15 protein-coding genes and 3 pseudogenes are annotated in these 18537 nt (G+C 41.5%); 15 read left to right on the top strand and 3 right to left on the bottom strand.

All coding sequences use genetic code 11. The features are described from left to right. Positions 1–226 (bottom strand): annotated as a pseudogene (locus BM210_RS34520) (hypothetical protein); the annotation flags it as partial. 478 nt (positions 227–704) lie between these two features. Here BM210_RS34520 and BM210_RS32980 point away from each other — a divergent pair. After that, positions 705–1574, top strand: a complete 870-nt coding sequence (locus BM210_RS32980; protein WP_091176924.1) for an IS3 family transposase — start codon at positions 705–707, stop codon at positions 1572–1574. An 11-nt stretch (positions 1575–1585) separates the two neighbouring features. Here the strand turns inward: BM210_RS32980 and BM210_RS36460 are convergent, their stop codons facing one another. Next, positions 1586–1837, bottom strand: coding sequence for a dCTP deaminase domain-containing protein (locus tag BM210_RS36460; protein WP_371263580.1), 252 nt, complete (start codon positions 1835–1837; stop codon positions 1586–1588). Between the two features lie 359 nt (positions 1838–2196). Here BM210_RS36460 and BM210_RS36015 point away from each other — a divergent pair, with 359 nt between their 5' ends. From BM210_RS36015 to BM210_RS32945, 7 genes and pseudogenes are all read left to right on the top strand, one after another. Beyond that, complete coding sequence (locus BM210_RS36015) at positions 2197–2484, top strand: hypothetical protein (RefSeq protein ID WP_256224204.1); 288 nt, start codon at positions 2197–2199, stop codon at positions 2482–2484. After that, a pseudogene (locus tag BM210_RS32970) lies at positions 2400–2900 on the top strand (tyrosine-type recombinase/integrase); the annotation flags it as partial. The gene BM210_RS36015 and the pseudogene BM210_RS32970, both read left to right, overlap by 85 nt. 265 nt (positions 2901–3165) lie before the next feature. Then, entirely contained in the window at positions 3166–4116 is a 951-nt protein-coding gene (locus BM210_RS32965; protein ID WP_091176923.1) for an ABC transporter permease, read from the top strand. A 14-nt stretch (positions 4117–4130) separates the two neighbouring features. After that, entirely contained in the window at positions 4131–5003 is an 873-nt protein-coding gene (locus BM210_RS32960; protein WP_256224203.1) for a carbohydrate ABC transporter permease, read from the top strand. Positions 5004–5129: 126 nt separating this feature from the next. Further along, positions 5130–6713 carry an extracellular solute-binding protein gene (locus BM210_RS32955; protein WP_091176921.1) on the top strand — a complete coding sequence of 528 codons (1584 nt, stop codon included), beginning with the start codon at positions 5130–5132 and terminating at the stop codon, positions 6711–6713. A gap of 671 nt (positions 6714–7384) precedes the next feature. Next, the gene (locus BM210_RS32950; protein ID WP_091176920.1) at positions 7385–8821 is read left to right on the top strand and encodes a response regulator transcription factor; all 1437 of its coding nucleotides are present in this window, start codon (positions 7385–7387) and stop codon (positions 8819–8821) included. 15 nt (positions 8822–8836) lie between these two features. Next, on the top strand, positions 8837–10639 hold the full coding sequence (locus BM210_RS32945; protein WP_091176919.1) for a sensor histidine kinase: 1803 nt from the start codon (positions 8837–8839) through the stop codon (positions 10637–10639). Positions 10640–10712: 73 nt separating this feature from the next. Here the strand turns inward: BM210_RS32945 and BM210_RS32940 are convergent, their stop codons facing one another. Beyond that, complete coding sequence (locus tag BM210_RS32940) at positions 10713–13415, bottom strand: MGH1-like glycoside hydrolase domain-containing protein (protein ID WP_091176918.1); 2703 nt, start codon at positions 13413–13415, stop codon at positions 10713–10715. A 150-nt stretch (positions 13416–13565) separates the two neighbouring features. Between BM210_RS32940 and BM210_RS32935 the strand changes: the two genes are divergently transcribed. From BM210_RS32935 to BM210_RS32910, 7 genes and pseudogenes are all read left to right on the top strand, one after another. Then, a complete protein-coding gene (locus tag BM210_RS32935; protein WP_091176917.1) occupies positions 13566–14453 on the top strand; it encodes an AraC family transcriptional regulator in 888 nt (295 codons plus the stop codon). Positions 14454–14990: 537 nt separating this feature from the next. Further along, a pseudogene (locus tag BM210_RS36010) lies at positions 14991–15255 on the top strand (heavy metal-binding domain-containing protein); the annotation flags it as partial. Between the two features lie 88 nt (positions 15256–15343). Continuing rightward, the gene (locus BM210_RS35230) at positions 15344–16156 is read left to right on the top strand and encodes a CPBP family intramembrane glutamic endopeptidase (protein ID WP_256224201.1); all 813 of its coding nucleotides are present in this window, start codon (positions 15344–15346) and stop codon (positions 16154–16156) included. 3 nt (positions 16157–16159) lie between these two features. After that, positions 16160–16459: a M13-type metalloendopeptidase gene (locus tag BM210_RS36455; protein ID WP_091176915.1), complete on the top strand. Its 300-nt coding sequence runs from the start codon at positions 16160–16162 to the stop codon at positions 16457–16459. An 888-nt stretch (positions 16460–17347) separates the two neighbouring features. Beyond that, on the top strand, positions 17348–17839 hold the full coding sequence (locus BM210_RS32915; RefSeq protein ID WP_091176932.1) for a DinB family protein: 492 nt from the start codon (positions 17348–17350) through the stop codon (positions 17837–17839). Between the two features lie 77 nt (positions 17840–17916). Continuing rightward, positions 17917–18054: a hypothetical protein gene (locus BM210_RS35225; protein WP_177238148.1), complete on the top strand. Its 138-nt coding sequence runs from the start codon at positions 17917–17919 to the stop codon at positions 18052–18054. Between the two features lie 165 nt (positions 18055–18219). Beyond that, on the top strand, positions 18220–18537 hold a 318-nt coding region (locus BM210_RS32910; protein WP_177238147.1), incomplete at its 3' end, for a dihydrofolate reductase family protein.

The following is an 18537-nucleotide window of genomic DNA, read 5'->3' as shown; positions in this document are numbered from 1 at the left end:
CCTTGTGCCCCTGTAGCGCCTTGCGGTCCTTGAGTACCTTGTGGTCCTTGTGCTCCCTGAGCGCCTTGAGCGCCTTGAGCCCCTTGAGCCCCTTGAGCCCCTTGAGTTCCTTGAGTTCCTTGCGGTCCTTGAGCTCCCTGAGCCCCTTGCGGTCCTTGTGTTCCTTGTGGTCCCGGAGGCCCTCCTGCAGGGCCTTGAGGTCCTTGTGGTCCCGGTGGGCCAACAACCGTTGGAGTCGTAATATTTACTTCAGGCGGGGGACAAGTTACCCGAGTTATTTTTTTTATTACTCGAAGACAACGTTTCTTTTTTTTTCTCTTCGGAGGGCAAACAATTATGGTTTTCTTTTTACACCGTTTCTTATCATCTAGACAACTCAATTAATGACACCTCCCTATAGATCTGGTTCAGTGTACGTGAGTAGTTTATTTTAGGTTTGGACTGATAACATGCTTTAGCTAGACTAAAAACTATTTTTTGAAAAATAGGTTAATGATAAGGTAGTTTCGTCCTTGGCTTTACTACAATATCCCACACGTTTTCAGTAATTAATAGATAAAGAATGTGTATCGGTGGCCGATAATGATTAAACAACCGAATAGTGAATGAATGTTAGAGAAGTTAGGAAATGATGCTGGACTAAATCATGGACACAGAGAATCGAGAGTGCGACAATAAAAGCATTCAAAGACGAGGTGTCCGACATGACAAAAAGATATGACAAGGAATTTAAGAAAGAAACCATAAGACTGATCCAAGGAGAGGGGAAAACGGTAGCGCAGGTAGCTCGGGAACTTGAGCTTCATGAGAACACGTTGTACCGTTGGTTATCCGAATTTAAACAAGATGCCCTTGTAAATCGTCGCATCTTTCTGGATTCCCGTCGTCTTTATGGCAGTAAAAAAGTCTGGGAAGAGTTGAAGAAGCAAGGCTTACACTTATCCGAGAAAACGGTTGTCCGTGTCATGAAAGAGCTGGGATTGAAATCCCGGACCGTAAAGAAATACAAAGCGACAACGAATTCCAAGCATAACCTTCCTGTGTATGACAACGTGCTCAATCAGAAATTTACGGCGCAAGACCCTAATCAGGTCTGGATGGCGGACATTACCTACATTCATACGGATGAAGGCTGGCTCTATTTGGCAAGCATCATGGATTTATATAGTCGTAAAATTGTCGGTTGGCAAATGAGTGACCGTATGACCAAGTCACTGGTAGTAGATGCGCTCGATCAAGCGTATTGTCGCCAAAGACCGGCAGGTGAAGTGCTGCATCATTCCGATCGCGGCAGCCAGTATGCTTCGCTGGATTACCAGAACCGCCTTAAAACGTACAAGATGAAAGGCAGCATGAGTCGTAAAGGCAACTGCTATGACAATGCATGTATGGAATCGTTCCACAGTGTACTGAAAAAAGAGCTCATTTATCTGGAGCATTTTAAAACCCGTGCTGAAGCTAAAAAACAAATTTTTGAGTATCTGGCGTGCTTTTACAATGGCAAACGAATTCACTCTTCAATTGGGTATTTCACACCCAACCAATATGAACGCATGTACCATTTAGCGGTGTAATTCTCTCGATTCTAAGTGTCCAATCTATTGACAGTAGTCCAGACCTCAACAAACTTATAAATCCGTAGTGGATGAATTGTCATAATTTCAAGTGTCCATGTTGCTCCCTGTGTGTTGGATTCATCCATTAAAAGATGATCTTCTTGTCCACAACCGAACCAGATATCGCCGAACCCCGCTGTAACGAGTACGAATAGACCAAGGCGACCGATCGAACTTCGCCCTTCTAACATAGGAACCAAATTAGTAAATACATTGATCAATATGTAAAAAAGTTGACTATATAAATATCGCCAATAAAAAAGGCGATGTTTTTTGTTTTTAAGTGTCCCCAGTGGGAATGAGATAAAGTTCTTGTCATCATATCCGACTGTCGGAAGTCAACATCATTGTTACATTGAAAGCCGCTTAAATTGCGGCTTTTTTTAGTTATGTAATAACTATTATGCAAACTTATGTTGTCGGTACTCGCTCAGTAAACAGGGCAGGATAGTGGAATAATCACCCAATAGCATTTAAAAAATGGGATAATATAGCATGTTAGCAATCACAATTATGAAGAGGTGTAATTCATCGGACGTAAACTCGCAGCGGGGATAGTAGTTTTAAAGGAGGAAAGGTTTTGCTGGTGAAAGATAAGTCTAGTTGGAGTTTGCCTAAAGTTTCAACAAACTGCAACCGACTGGACGGTGTGGGACCAACAACTGCTATTAACAATTACGATGCCGAGTATACGTACAAAGGAAACAACCTACTGAGCACAGCCAAATTACGTAATGGGAATATGAGCGAGTATACGTATGATGGATTGAAGTTGAAAATACAAGACAACTACTTTTTCCCGAAGACAGACCAAAACGTAAAAAGAAACCTTACGAGCAAATTGATTACATACAGGAATATGTATTAGAACAACTTTTTCCAATTTAAATCATTTGTATCCAGAGGTTCAACCTTTGGTATGGATAGCATTCAAGATTGGTTTACGTATTTCAGATGTATTGGGATTAACACAAGATTGCTTGTTAAGAATCAATGGAAAATACTATATAGAAACTGATATTGAAAAGACCTTTGTGAAGGGTCACCGCATTCCAATCGATGACGAATTAGCTAATATGGTAGCGGCTTTAATAAAAAAATCAATTGAGAATAGCAATGAGGACAACAATCTTTCGACTTCGTGGTTCAAGAAAAGGTAGACCGTATTCCCAATTATGGGTTGGAGAGAAGTTGAATTGTCTGGCAAGAAATGTGAACATCACTGATGAATGTGGAAATGTATTCTACTTTAAAACTCATCAATTTCGTCACACCAATGCTATTAATTCCGCAAGCCTTAATAAATAGCTTGGAAAGCTTTCAATTAAGCCAAGCGAGTAAAGGGGCGAATGTCAATTAAGTTATTACTTTGATAATGATTTCCCAAGTTTTAAATATAAAATTATTACAAAAATAATTTATAAAATTACATTTTAATAAAAATTCAGGAGGGTATAATTCTTTACATGAGATCTCTTTTATAAGATTTTTGCTCAAATTATTCGTAGGAGGTTACTTTGTTAAAAATAGTAGGAGAGGGACGATACAAATGAAAGCGGTTTTAGAAAACTATAGAGAGAATATTAAAATAAAGAAAAAGAACAGTATTCTACATAGCTTAAAAAGAGATTCACTCTTATATTTACTCTTACTGTTGCCAATGGCCTATATCCTCATTTTTCGATATGCACCCATCTATGGCGTGTTGATGGCTTTTCAGGATTATAACATTTTTGAGGGAATTAGCGGGAGTGAGTGGGTTGGGCTTGATGTATTCAAATTCATTTTTGAACAAAATAGTTTTTACCGTGCGCTTACCAATACGCTTGTGTTGAATCTTCTGGATTTGGTAGCGGGGTTCCCGGCACCCATCATCCTGGCCATATTGTTGAATGAAATCCGGTATGTCCCATTTAAAAAAGTGACCCAAACCATTCTATATTTACCGCACTTCTTATCCTGGGTCATTATTGGCGGCATGGTATATCTGCTGTTTTCATCAGGTGGAATGGCGAATACGGTCTTATCTAGCATCGGGATTGGTAAAATTGAGTTTCTTTCTCAAAAAACAAATTGGTTGATCATGTATGTCGCTATTGGGATATGGCAAAGCGTTGGATGGGGTACCATTATCTATTTGGCTTCCATTATTGGTATTAATAAGGAGTTATATGAGGCGGCAGATATCGATGGATGCAGCAGGCTTCGTAAAATATGGCACATTACTTTGCCTGGGATTAAGCCTACGATTATTATTTTGCTCATTTTACAAATAGGTAGGATGCTCTCGATCGGGTTTGATCGGCCATTTGTGATGGGGAATTCACTGGTAAGTGAATATTCGGATGTCATCAGTACCTATGTATATCGGATTGGAATTGGATCTGGTGATTTTTCACAGGCAACAGCCGTTGGACTGTTTCAATCGGTTGTAGGGTTAATCTTTTTAGTGGCAGCCAATTACATTGCCAAAAGAATTGGAGAGCAGGGAATTTGGTAAGGAGTGTGAGTTTTTTGAGCAGAAAACATAGAATCAGTTTCACGGATATAAGTATTATTTTATTCATAACTGTTGTATCAATTACGTGTTTAGTTCCATTTTTGTATATGATAGCACTTTCTTTTAGTTCAAATCAGGCAATTATTTCTCAGAAGGTTGCTCTTTGGCCGGTAGATTTCACACTTGAGACCTATAAAACGATTTTAAGCGATGTTGAAATGATTTATACACTGGGATACACGATTGTGCTGACCATCGGCTACACATTATTTTGTATGTTTTTAACTATTTGTGCAGCATATCCGCTTACAAAGAAAAGATTGAGGGGAAGAAGCTTTTTAGTAACGCTTTTGGTATTCACCATGTATTTCAGTGGAGGATTAATACCTAGTTATATGCTGGTGAAAAATCTGGATATGATGAATACGATGTGGAGCTTAATTTTGCCTGGCGCTATGAGTGTTTTCAATTTAATCATCCTAAAAACCTTTTTTGCATCACTTCCAGAAAGCTTGGAAGAATCGGCATCGATTGACGGTTGTAATGAACTGGGGATTCTCGTACGGATTGTGCTTCCGTTATCTTTGCCATCGATTGCAACGCTAAGTCTCTTTTACGCGGTTGACAGATGGAACGGTTTTCAGGATGCACTATTTTATATTACCGATAAGAACCTTTATCCAATGCAGTTAAAATTGTACCAAATCATCACTGCGAATCAACAGTTAGATGCCCAGCAAGGTGAAGGCAGTGTTGGTGCTTTTATTGTTCCTGAGTCATTGAAAGCCGCAAGTGTGATGTTTGCAACAGTTCCTATCTTAGTTGTTTACCCGAAATTACAAAAATATTTTGTGGATGGCGTCATGACGGGGGCAATTAAGGGATAAGAGATTCGATTGAAGGGTGGTGGTTATGGGACCAATCAGGTAGGATGAATACTAATGATTTCGATTTTAGGGGCGCAACGAAAAACTCACGGTTTTTGTGGAAATTGATAAAGGAGAGGTCAAAAAATGAAAATTATAAAAATAGTAACATTACTACCGATTTCGACACTATTAATAACCGCATTAGCAGGATGCGGCAACGATACGAATAAAGTAAGCCAATCCGCTTCACCAGCAGCTGCAACACCTTCAGGTCCTCCGGTTACACTAACAGTTGAAGTATTTGATAGAGGCATACAGGGACAGCCAGATCTGAACAATAATACGTGGACTAGGTATATCAATGATAATTTTGGTAAACAGAACAATGCGATTGTGAAATTTGTTGCGGTACCTAGATCTCAAGAAATTGACAAGCTCAATGTATTGATGGCAGCAGGTGAGGCACCCGATGTCTCATTTACGTATGACAGCCCAACCGTATCCAGATACGCGAAAGTGAATGGCATTACACAATTGAATGATCTATTAGCTAAGAGTGGTAAGGAATTAACGAATTATTTGGGTAAGACCGTTCTTTCTTATGGACTGTTTGATGGAAAACAGATGGCGATACCTGCGAAAAGAACTTCATTAGCATGGAATGGTATGTTTATTAGAAAGGATTGGCTCGATAAATTAGGGATGCCTGTTCCTACGACGAGGGATGAATTATATAATACGTTAGTTGCATTCCGAGATAAAAATCCGGGAGGCGTCAATGGCGTTATCCCTTGGGGATTAGCTGCAACTGGTTTGAATTATAACTATGGAAATTTAGGCGAATCTTTCTGGGGGAAACAGTCGGAGGAAGAATTTGTTACAACTCCAGTTCCGTTCAGCTGGTTAAGACCTGGAAACAAGGATGCGCTGAAGTTTCTGAACAAGCTCTACAATGAAAAATTAATTAGCCCTGATTTCGCTTTAGACAAAACAGCCAAGCAAGCGGATGCTGATCTAACAAACGGAAAAATCGGATTTTTCAGTGCAAACTGGGATTACCCATTAAGACAAAATATTAGCCAGCCATTAAAAGCAAATGTGCCTACTGCAAACTATGTGCCCATTGACACTTTTAAGAATTCAGAAGGTAAATACAAGAAAATCGCTTATAACGAAAATGGCGTAAATGTCTTTATCCCTAAAAGCAGTAAAAATGCAGAGTTGGCGATTAAATACTTAAACTGGATGTCCGATCCAAAAAATTTATTCTTCCTGCAGTATGGTCAGGAAGGGGTCAATCACAAGATAGTGAATGGTATTCCGCAGGTGATCAATCAAACCGGGGACAACATGCAAATCAGCTATCTAAACCTTGATTACACATTGGTTGTGAATGGTGTGGAGCTGGGTGACCCTCAGAAAAATGTAAAGGCTTTAGCTGCATCGGCTCCGGGGCTTGAGAATGCTGCAGAAGAATCGTACAAAATCAATACGACGGATACGTATACCAATTTCTTCTTTGATACGCCAAATGAGTCCAATATTAAGTTTGGCAAAACACTTGGAGATATGAACAAACTAATGACGGATAAACTGATTGTCTGTAAGCCTACAGAATTTGATGCTTTGTATGATAAGTTGGTTGCAGAATTTCAGGCAGCAGGCGGGCAGGCTGTGGTAGATGAAAATGTGAAAATCTACAAGGCAATGCAAGCAAATAAGAAGTAATTAGAAGAAAATTTACAATTCATATAAGCCGTTGTCCAATCATCGGCTTATATGTTTCAACTAGCAATGGCGTGAGGCATGATTGTTAAAGTGTGTAACAAGGAAAGTAAATTGTCAGCCAAAAAGTAGGCTTTTTTATGGGAAAAATTAAAAAAATTGATTGTAAGCGCAACCTCCGGCGTCAAACACACCATGTTCGGAAATGGTTCCGGTCGGGACCTCAATCTAAGCGTGGCTTTGGAACTGCGCTGGAAGCCAATGCCGTCAATGACTATGTGACATACAACGTTCAAGCTCAGCCTACCATCTGTCACTTGATTATATTAAACTAGTACCAAACTGATGCAAGTATGTAAAGAGTACGGTTAATATTAACCTTCTCGAGCGTTGTTTACACAATCAGCAGTTAAGCTTTACACCTAGGCCTGAGCCTAGGTTTTTTTCTTTAATGAAATTGTTTATATGCGTTGGAACCTAGTAAGAACCCTAAGTGCCAATAGAAATATAAATAATTACAAAATTAATTTATAAAAATACATTTTATTAATCATAATTTAGCGTATTATTATTTACATGAAAAATCTGAATAAAAACTGTTTATTATTATTATTATTATTATTATATTGATTGCGCTTTCGCTGAAAGATAGTTCAACGATCATGGAGGTACTTATGAATAGTGTAATTATTGTAGATGATGAACCTTGGGCGATAAAAGGAATACGGAATGCCTTTAAATGGCATCAATACGGGTTTGAAATCATTGGTCAATTTACAAGTGCCCATAAGGCCATTGAGTTCATATCCGAGGAAACTCCTGATCTCGTCTTTACAGATATTAGAATGCCTGATATTTCCGGACTTGACCTTATGAGGATGACGAAAGACATGGGACTGGATGTTGACTTCGTCGTTGTAAGCGGTTTCGCCGAGTTTGCTTATGCGCAGGAAGCCATCAGATATGGCGCGCTAGATTATTGTCTCAAGCCCTTCGATATCGAGCTAGCAGATCCCTTAATTGAAAAACTGGCCTTGCATTTCTCCAAGAAGCAAAGCATTCGAAATAACCTTATTTTAGAGGCGCTTACCGCATCTGATAAAAGTGAATTAAAACGTTTGACGCCATTTTTTAATCTTACATCAGACGATTATTTACGTGTCGTTATCGTCTATACCGATAGTGAGAAAAAGGAGGGGCAAGCCATTAAGTTTGGGGATAGGGGGCATATCTTAGAAGTTGAATTTGGCTCAAGAAAGACACTGTACATTCTTAAAAGTGATAAGCGTTCAGAGTTGGATGTTCAATTGGATGCTGCTATATTCACAGATTCGAATATAAAATCAATAGGAATTAGCTCCATTTCTACGAATTATGATCAAATGGCCAAGCTAATCAAGGAATCCGAGCTTGCAGCTTCACAAACATTTTTGAAAGAAGAAAAAGGGATATTTGAATATGAGCCAAAACTTAGTTTGGTTAATCCTTTTATAGATGGCATTGCGTCTAGTTTGAAGGAGAAAAAGTTTGAAGACATGGATGACATCATTCAGAAATTGATGTATTTCTTCTCATTTCATCATTTAGGTATGGGAGAAGTCGTTTATTTATGGAATCAAGTGGTCAGCAACTTGGCGGGCACCTATTACGAAGAGTTGAAGGACATGGAGCTTGATTTCCTCAATTACTCTGAACTGAAAGAACGATTTGAAAACTTTGAGTCCTTATGCAGCTATTTAAATGACATTTTCATATACTTAAAGCAACTAAACGGCCAGTCCATGTATGAAAGTGATAAGAACGCTTATTTTACCCAGATGGTGAAATACATCGACAATCATTATCAGGACGAGTTATATCTGAAAGATCTATCTGTCAAATTTCTGATAAACCAAGTGTACTGCTGCCAACTGTTCAAAAAAGTTTTGGGCAAAACCTTTTCGGGATATGTAACCGATTTGAGAATCAAAAAAGCTTGTGAGCTATTGAAAAATACAGCGTTGACTATTGAAGAAGTTGCAACAAAAGTAGGATATTTTGATTACTATTATTTCAATAAAGTGTTTAAGAAGCAATGTGGAATAACGCCTACGAAATTCAGAAAAAGTTGACTGGAGTGGGGAAAGTTGCAGATTAGTAGACTAAAACTTAAACATCAGATTCTACTGATATTTTTATTTTCGGTTTTCATATTTACCATCATGGAATTCTATTCTTACCATAGCTTTTATAATTTAACTCAAAAGAGAGCTGTGAATTATGGGAATACGATCATAGAACAAACCCGCCAAAAGATCGATTCCGTTTTTAACGATATCAAAGTCAGTACCAATATAGCTGTTGATAATAAATGGGTACAAGAATTCACCATTGCCGATGATGATTATAAGAGGAGTTTTGATATTGGTACTTATGTCATTGACCTCATCGAAAATATGAGGTTCTTTAATTCCTATGTGAATGGCATTGTAATTACTGACAATCAAGGAAGAAAAATTTCCAGTATTGCGACTGCCAACGGTGATATTATGTTTTCAAATCAGTATATTGATTTTATTAATTCATCAAAAAATGAGAGTGAGACCTTTGTTAAAGGGAAATTTACAAACCTATTAAAGGACGAAAAAACAGGAAATGAATATTTCTTTTATATAGCACCCATTATTGAAGCGATTGGCGGGGTTCAATTTTCTAAAAAGACAGGCTATTGTTCAGTAATCGTGAATATGGAAAAGATACAAGAGCTTGTTGAAAACACAGAGTTGACGCCTCATTCAGCTTTGTATATCCTTAACAGCCGAAATGAGGTCATTGCGTCAAATAATGCAAAATTACATGGCAATTTATTTAAGGAAATTCTTGAGATAGATAGCCAAAGTTTAACTAAAGGGGTAAAAACCCAAATCAATGGGGAAGATGTCATCGTACAAGCAAAAGGCTTGAGACAGGCGGACGATTGGCAGATTGTAAGTATGATTCCAGTACATGAACTGACAACAGACATGAATGCTATTAAGAATATTAGCATTATCGCAGGAATTGGTATCATTATAAGTATGATGATCTTGGGGTACTTTTTCTTAAATAATCTAACTCGACCCGTGATGGGGCTTGTCTCCGATATGAAAAAAATTGGTAATCGCGACAGGGGCTTTCGGGTGAAGGTACGTTCAACCAATGAAGTTGGTGTTCTGGCCTATGATATTAATAGCATGATTGACAAAATGGAAGAGATGACAAGTAATGTTATTAATACACAGGCCAGATTATATGAGGCGGAATTGAGCAAAAAACAAGCGGAGTTTTCTGCCTTACAAAGTCAAATCAACCCACATTTCCTTTATAATACGTTAAATTGCATTAGTAGTATCGGTCTAGAATACGGTAGTAAGGAAATAGCGCAGATAACTTCAAGTATGTCAAAAATTTTTCGATATAGTATTGAAAAAAGCGATCTCGTCCTCATAAGCGAAGAAATTGAATGTATTAAGGCCTATCTTAATATTATTTCTATTCGATATGAAAACAAGTTCTCTTTGGAAGTTAAGGTTGATGACAAGCTATTAGGTATGAAAACACCTAAAATGATCTTGCAGCCCATTGTGGAAAATTCCGTCTATCATGGACTCGAAAGTATGGACGCAGGAGGGCAACTTTGTGTAAGCGGCCATATTGACGAGAATGGAGATATATGTTTTCAAGTAGCGGATACGGGGAATGGGATAGGTCAAGATGAACTGGAACGCATGAAAGCGAAACTGCATATGGCCTATTCGGAGAGAGTGAAAAACAGTTTAGAAGGGAAAAATATAGGGCTTTCCAATATTAATAATCGGATAAAGTTGCTGTTTGGAGAGGATTACGGGGTCGAGATAGAGAGTCAACTTGGTAAAGGTACATCAGTGATTGTTAAGATTCCATGTATATGAATTGAACTATTTGCCCAAGGGGGGGTACAAACAGAACCCGCCAAGAAAGAGGGTTCTGTTGGGTGAAAATTATTTAACACGCCCGGATCCGCACAGCGGCCTGCGGCATGCAATCGGAAATGCACATTTCTACGCCACCACAGCTATTAATCGTCCAGTGCACGGTACACCCTGTTCCCTCAACTTCATAGTGCACGCCTTCTGCCATGTTGACCACGATGTTGAAGGTTTGCTCGGCTCTACTTGCATAGCGAAATTCCGCCTGATATGCCGTATAGCTTTCGTTAAAGGACTGCTGCAGCATCCAAACATTAAAACCAGTGGAAACTTTGCCAAGTTGGTAATAAGCAGCAAACCAATTGATAACCGGAGCCGACAAACCGCCGAAATGATGCCATCCTGCGCCTCGACCTGTTTGCACGATAAAGTGCTCATAACAGTTGTAGGTGGCCTCGGTCTCACGCTTCCATAGGTCTAAAGCGGTTTCCGCAATGCGGAAAGCAAGATCGGAGTAACCTAAATCGAGCATGGTTTTCCAGAAAAACCATTGATGCGGCATCCAAACCGCACCGTTCCAATAGCCATCCGCCCGATAATAGGGTGCGCTTTGATCAACGGTGGACAGGCCGATTGGCGTCCATAAACGCTTATCATCAAACAGCGCGGCAACTAGGCGATCCGCACGCGATTTGGTACAGATGCCGGCTACTAGCGGATAAAGCCCATCCATTCCCATGTTGTAATTGGCCCCGGAGCTGTGCCGTAGAGGGCCTTCTGGCTCACCCTGCTCGCTATGCACGACATAGCCGTAATAACCGGCTTCTTCATCCCACGCATGCTTCTCTAAAGCATGACTCCATCGTTCTATATCCTGCTCGTATTCCCTTATGTCTTCCTGCCAATTCTTCGACATTGCGGCAGCCATTTTCAGGATTTTAGCAATACGAATGGCCTGGCTCGTTGTCACAATAGGGGCAACTGTTGCCTCCAGCTTTTGCGCATGCACATATTTTTGCGGCGGGTAGTCGTCCCATCCCCCGGAATTATAGAAGTAATCCCATGTCTTAAGTAGTCCGGATCGCAGTATGCAAGTAGTAGACCCACTAATTTTCCCGGCTAGGAACAAATAATATTGACGTAATCGCGGATAAAAATGATTCAAGAAGGTGAGAGACTGCCCTTGGTTCCACAGCTCAAGAAACACATAATGTTGCACGGGCACCGGGCTGCCATGATGAATGAAGGCAGCCTGGCGGTCACCAGGTTCTGTCATATACGCGTTCAAGCAATCTATTGCGCGCCCTGCATCCAAATCGGAGAACCCGAGTGCGATAAACCCTGAATCCCATGTATATAGGGAATCCCACCAACGCCCTGGCGTACTGTGGCGAATATACCTGCGTTTGGTGTAGACAGGGAAGACTGTATTGGTTAACAGCGTAGCCCGCATAAGCTGCTGGCTAAACGTATAGGTGCCACCGGTAGCATAGGAGGGAGGCTGAATTAACTTCGCACGTTCAGCTTTATAAATGGCTTCGCATTTGTCGTAGTCTAGCGAAAAAGCTGTTAGGGAGGCAAGCACTTCTTCGTACGTCCCGGAACAGACCATGCCATGAAGAATCTTTGATGAAGCTGGTACGACATGAATGGGTCGTATGAACACATCAGTAAAATGCCCCTTTCCATTACCCTGCAAGACGGCATCAACGTGATTATGCACCGTATGACGGGCATACCGATCCAGTTCGTCGTTCTTGTATTGTCGTATCTCTACATTGGGGTAGTTCCACGAAAGGCCGTAATGATATGGGCAATCTTTATAACGGAGGATTAGGCTGCCAAGAACTGGTCCTTCCAGTAATTCAGGCTCGATGTGCCAGGGTCGGTCGACAAAGATAACATCTTCGCAAGCGTTGTGCTCGAGTAGGGTAAAGCCGTCCAACACCAGGGGGCCGGAGCCGCAAGCAGATAAGGAGAGCGTAAAGTCTCCTGCTGCAAGCATCCCGATCGGTAGAAGGGCAACCCTCAGGGAGTTGGAAGTCTCTACATCGAATCGGTATGTCTGATGTCCAATTTGAAGCTCGAGCTCCCCGCTTTTCTCCGTTTGGTAGCGCAGCAAAAACACGCCGTTTTCCAAAGGCTCTGCGAGATTTATCTCATAACGCAGCAAGTCCCCTTGGTCGGCACCGAAGTTGCATCCGATTGCGGCCCCCCCCGTAAAATGCTGACCTCGAATTTCCCCCTTAAGAAAACCGTCATAGACCAAGCCGTCCGACGGTCGTGGGCGTGCGAAATTCAATTCGCTATAATCTAGCGCATCAACCCACACTGCGCCCTCGGGCAGCTGCGCATCCGCACATACCTGTACGTCGCCATGCCCGAGAAGGCGAGGCGGCTGAAGCGAAGCCATCCAGTGCAGTACCAAGTTTTGCGGATGCTCGGTTTGGTTCACGAGGGATACTCGAATCAGTCGGCACTGATCGGCGATACGGCTGAAGGAAATGTCAGTATAGACGCGATCTTTCCATTCCAGCTCATGTCGATGGGAGTAGAAGCTGTAATCCGCTGTTGCTTCCCATGGATGATAGCCAGATTCCCACAACACACTGGGAATATCCATTTTTCTCCTGTAGAAGCCAGGCATTACACTAAGATCAAAACGCAAGCCTCGCGCTTGATCGCTGATATGGGAGATACCCATGTATTGTTTGGTAAAAGGTCCCCAAGCAGGCAGTCTAAGATCATGGTTATCGGGGAGTGTCTCAATCTCATGCATTGTCTATCGCTCCTTCGAAATGTAGAGTATTGTCTTTATTTTAAATGAGTACATACCAAAATGCCTCTTGATATAAGCTTTAATTATCTTGAAAACGGACATTCATGATATGATGACAATAACAATTAAGCACAGGAGGATACCAGTACAGTGAATCTGAAAGCCTATGATAAAGAACATGTGGAGTTTGCAGATCCAAATTTCCGGATTAAAATATGGACCATAGATCATCCTAGCCAAGCATCCGATCAATTTGGGCCTTGGCACTATCATGAAGAGGTGGAGTTGATCGCTGTGCTGCAAGGTACCCTGACGATGGAAACAACACATCTCAGCTATAATTTGAAAGCTGGTAATGTGATGATGTTGGGCTCCAATGAACTGCACAGATCCCATAAACATGGGCATGACGATCTGCTGTATATCGTCTGCCATGTTGATATGGTAGCTTTTATGAATCCTTCCTTGCTTCCGTATCTCGCCGCATTTACCGGCCGCTCAGCTAATTTAACACAGTTAAATGAAACGCTTCGCAAATATCCGGCAAGCAGACAGGTCATTCACCAACTTATCCATGAGATGCTGCTCGATATGACGATACAACAGCGGGGTTACGAGCTCTCTATAAATGCTAGCTTGAAAAAGCTCATGTACACGTTTATTCAGATTGATGATACCCACATCATAAAACCGATGGATCCACGGCTAGCGGAGAAATTGCGTCCTGCACTTGTCTATATCGAACAACAGTTGGAAATTTCATTTCAAATTGCGGATATAAGCAATAAGCTGAACTATAATAGCAGCTATTTTGCCAAGCTGTTCAAAAAGGGAATGGGTATGACGTTTACGTCCTACGTCCAGATGCGCCGAATGAAACGAGCAGAGCAGCTCTTGCTAACAGAGGCGTGGTCTGTAACTGAAATTAGCGGCAAAGTAGGGTTTACCAGTCCAGCCCAGTTTTATCAATTATTCAAAAGGCATTTTGGCTGCTCGCCGAGAGAGTTTGTTAAGAAACGGATCCTCGATAAACTTTAAAGCGCCTCATCTGAAGAACTTACACTCGCTGACGTTTTCGATATTCGGACGGGGTAAGCGTTGATATTCGCTCGTAAAGAATCCGGAGGCTGCTGCGAAAACGATATGCTCCCCTTTAAGTAGACAGGTTTAATAAATAAACCACTACTTAAAGGGGAGCATATCACAAATGGCAGCCTCTATTACGTTAATGGATAGCATTCCGATTATGAAGAAATACGAGTTTTACTTTTGATCATTATCACCCTGGTCCTCGTAGCATAGTTCCTTAAACAGAACCTAAACGGCAGCAGCAAAAATTTAGCTGGTTTTCATCCATTTGTTTAGCTTCTGTTTAAACTGGACAACTATAATTGTAAATGAGGAAGCGATTCAAATATGTTCCTCGTCACCGCAGCTTCCGTTGGATTCCTGTATCATTCTCAGCTAATGAAGTGTTACTTTCTTTTCGCATTTGCCAGTTCAATAAGACTGTAGTTGCGCTTAGTGGTTGAATAAAATTAGCACAGAGAAAATAAAATTTGCGGAAGAGAAGGCATGATCGTAACAACAACAGCGCTCGTTGAAGGTTCACCGGTTATGCAGTATGTCAGCATTGCAACTGGTGAAGTTATTATGGCTGCTAATGTCGTAAGAGATATTCTTGCTTCATTTACTGATCTTGTCGGTAGGCGTTCGAAATGAAACCAAGCTAAGAGAGGCAGGAGACGAAGTCTTTAAAGAAATGAAACAGGATGCTTTGCAAATAGGAGCCAATGCTATTATCGGTGTTGATGTTAATTACGAAGTAGTCCGTAATGGAAATTACTCCGAGCCACATTTACCAACGGGTGTGTACGCAGATTTACAAGAGCAATTGAAAGAAAAAATAATTTATAATGGGAGTGTTTATGATGTCAAACAAAAGGGGCATGCTACAAGAATCTTTGGATCCCGCCCTTCGAGATCGTCCCCGCGTACGATGGGGTGTTCTCGGATATTTCCTCTACATCGCAGTCTTCTACGCTATCTTCGTGATCAACGGCGTCGACTACCCGCGAGTAGGAGAGAGTGAGCAGACCCTTCTTCTCTGGTACGTAGCACCGCTGTCCGGCGGTGCTGTGCTGACCTTCACAATAGTCACGATTTACGGATGGTGGCGCCCCGCCCTGGTTGAAAGGCGGAGTCTTTCTCGATGGACGATGACTCTCCCGATCATCATGACGGTCATCGCGATCGTGAACATGCTGGCAGGCGATTTCACCCGTGTCACGCCCCTCATGTGGCTGTATCTCATCGTCGGCAGCATCATGGTCGGCTTCAATGAGGAGATGATCCACCGAGGTCAATTGATAGTCGCTCTGCGCAGCCGATTCGGTGAAACCGGAGTCTGGCTGCTCTCAACAGCGATGTTCGCAGTCTTCCACCTGCCGGGCATGTTCCTGGGCCTCGGGGCGGGTGCGCTGTTCCAAGTAGTGATGGCATTTGGCCTCGGTTCGATCTTCTACCTCGCCCGGCGGTCTACCGGATCGCTCGTGGCCTCCATGCTCCTGCACGGACTCTGGGACTTTAGCGTTTTCTCAGCGAATGGCGCGTCGGCGTTACCCATCGCTGGTTTACTAGCTCCGTTGTTGGTGATCGCTGCAGTCATCATGGTCCCGATCATCCTCCGCCGTGAAAAGCGACGCGATAGCGCCCAAAGCGTGTCACGATCAGTCGGCTGATTCATCCGTGCGTCGACGAGCGCACTCCTCGTCTCGCAGCCAACACGCCGACCAGCAATCCTGACTAGGTGCACTCTTGATTCAAATGGCGCCAAATTTGATGGGATTGGAAATCGATTCAACTGGTGGACGAAAGAAGACTATAAGAAATCCGAAGCCAAAGCTAAGGCCGTTGTTGACCAATACAGCAAATTAGAGTATTTGGGCCAAAAAATCAATGGACAACGGACATTACCAGAAAATAATGTAGACATTGCCGGACTGCAGGTTGCGCTACTGAGGGAATTTTCTCTGATCGAATAGAACAGGGAAAGAGGATACAAGAATTCCGCAACTAACGGGGAACGTTAACACAATAACAACAGGACGAGGCTGCCAGCACGATCGCAGCCTCCATTAGGTTAACGGGGGAATTGTGCTGACGGAGTAATTGTTAGACATTCGGGAATTATCTAGCCAATCATCGATTCCCATTATAAATGCAATGACTTCCGATAATCATCCGTGTGAGATTTTGTCTGACCTATATTCAATAAGCAGGCAAAATGAAAACTTTAAGGAACTTGTATATACATTCGTAGGTCACTCGGGAAACATCATCCGATACCGGAATAAATTGTTGCTTTCCTATCTGCTTGATCCGAATATAACTCGTATGTTCGTGTCGGGTGACAAGAACTTTATCTCTTTAATTGCCACGTAAATCGCGGCTTTTTTGTTTAATGAGATAAGGTTCTTGTCAAAAGCAAATGACAAGAACTTTATATCATTCCCGACAGGCCCCTAATATTCAATATTATTGTCCTCCTGGAGATTAAGCTAAACTTTATAATCAAATGATGGAAGACATGAAGAATATAGAAGCTCACGACGACACTATATGTTTTTTTTATTTAACGAGCATCACCCCCGTTAAAAAGGAGAGAAGGAATGGAGAATGTTATCTTTGATAACTTCAACTAACGGATAACGTTTGTTAAATAAACACCAATGGGAGGCTGCCGGCATAAAAGGCCGCCTTTCGCTCACCTAAGGAGCACAATAATTGATTCACGTCAAAACTGGCTGAGTTTTCGGTAAAAAGCAGAGATACCATATTTTTATTGACGTTTGAGCTTTTATATTGCCTTAATTACATGATATAGATATAATCTAATAGAGGAACATTTGTTCGAAAACGGAAGGGTTTTAGTGGCTACCATAGGTGAGATTTCAAAGGACTTAGAAAAATTTATTGTTTTTGTTACTTCATTATCTCAATACTCCGATGATGTTTTGACAGAACAAATTAATGTCAGTTGGTCAATTCAGGACATTATCAGCCACATAATGGGTTGGAACATAAACTTCACGATAACAACAGTGAGTCAAATCTTAAATAGTGAACGAGTAATGCTCGAAGAACACCCTGATGTGCAGGCGATTAACGATGCCTCCGTTTCATACGGTAAAGCAATGAAACCTCATGATTTGTTAGCCGAAGCAATTTACCACCGTAGGCAATTGATAGCCCAACTTAATTTGATTTCTGAATCAGCTTTTTCGAAGTACTTCCATAATAATGATTCGTATACGTTAGAGAGCTTTCTTCAAGAAATGTTTATTTCCCATGACTTGCATCATAAAGAACAAATTATGCGATACCTATCAAAAAAGAGTCAATTGGACAACCCGAGGATTTAAATTCGAACTATTTTTGTTTAACCATTGGAAACAATAGCTAAAATTTATATCTAATAGTTTGGTTAGGAGATGTTAAGATGACAAATCACTTTTACATTATAACTGGAACGTCAAGCGGGCTCGGTGCCGAGCTACGGATTTCACTGCTGTTATTCCGCAAATGGGGAACGATAGTTGAGGGGCTTGCTTTGGGTAGCTCTTCTTTTGTTTATTAAAGTAACTGGCAGTTTTGCGCAACATTGTTGTCTTCAAAAAATTCAGATTTCCACTTGAACCTTACGTAACGTAATGATTAATAATGAACGTAACAGCAGGATGAAACGCGGGCCAACGGCCAAAAAAATCAACAAAATAAATTCGAAATCGGGGGAGAAACGGACATGAGAAAACTCGTATTGTTCATGCATGTGTCGCTGGACGGGTATGCGTCGGATTCGAACGGAGGACTTGATTGGATTCCGTACAACGAGGAATTAGAGAAATACGCCGAGGAGATCGTAGCCGAAGTCGGAGCTCCCGTTTACGGACGCACGACGTATCGCATGATGGAGAGCTACTGGCCCACGGTGCTGGACAATCCGAATGCGTCGAGGCACGGTATGGAGCATGCCAAATGGCTGCAGGATGTTAAGAAGATCGTCATTTCCGGCACGATGGACAAGGTGGAATGGAACAATACGATGCTGATCAAGGACAAT

Origin of the sequence: Paenibacillus sp. 1_12 (assembly GCF_900114475.1) — a bacterium.
Classification (GTDB): domain Bacteria; phylum Bacillota; class Bacilli; order Paenibacillales; family NBRC-103111; genus Paenibacillus_S.
The sequence above is the reverse complement of the archived record's forward strand: the minus strand, read 5'-3'. Positions and strand labels throughout refer to the sequence as shown.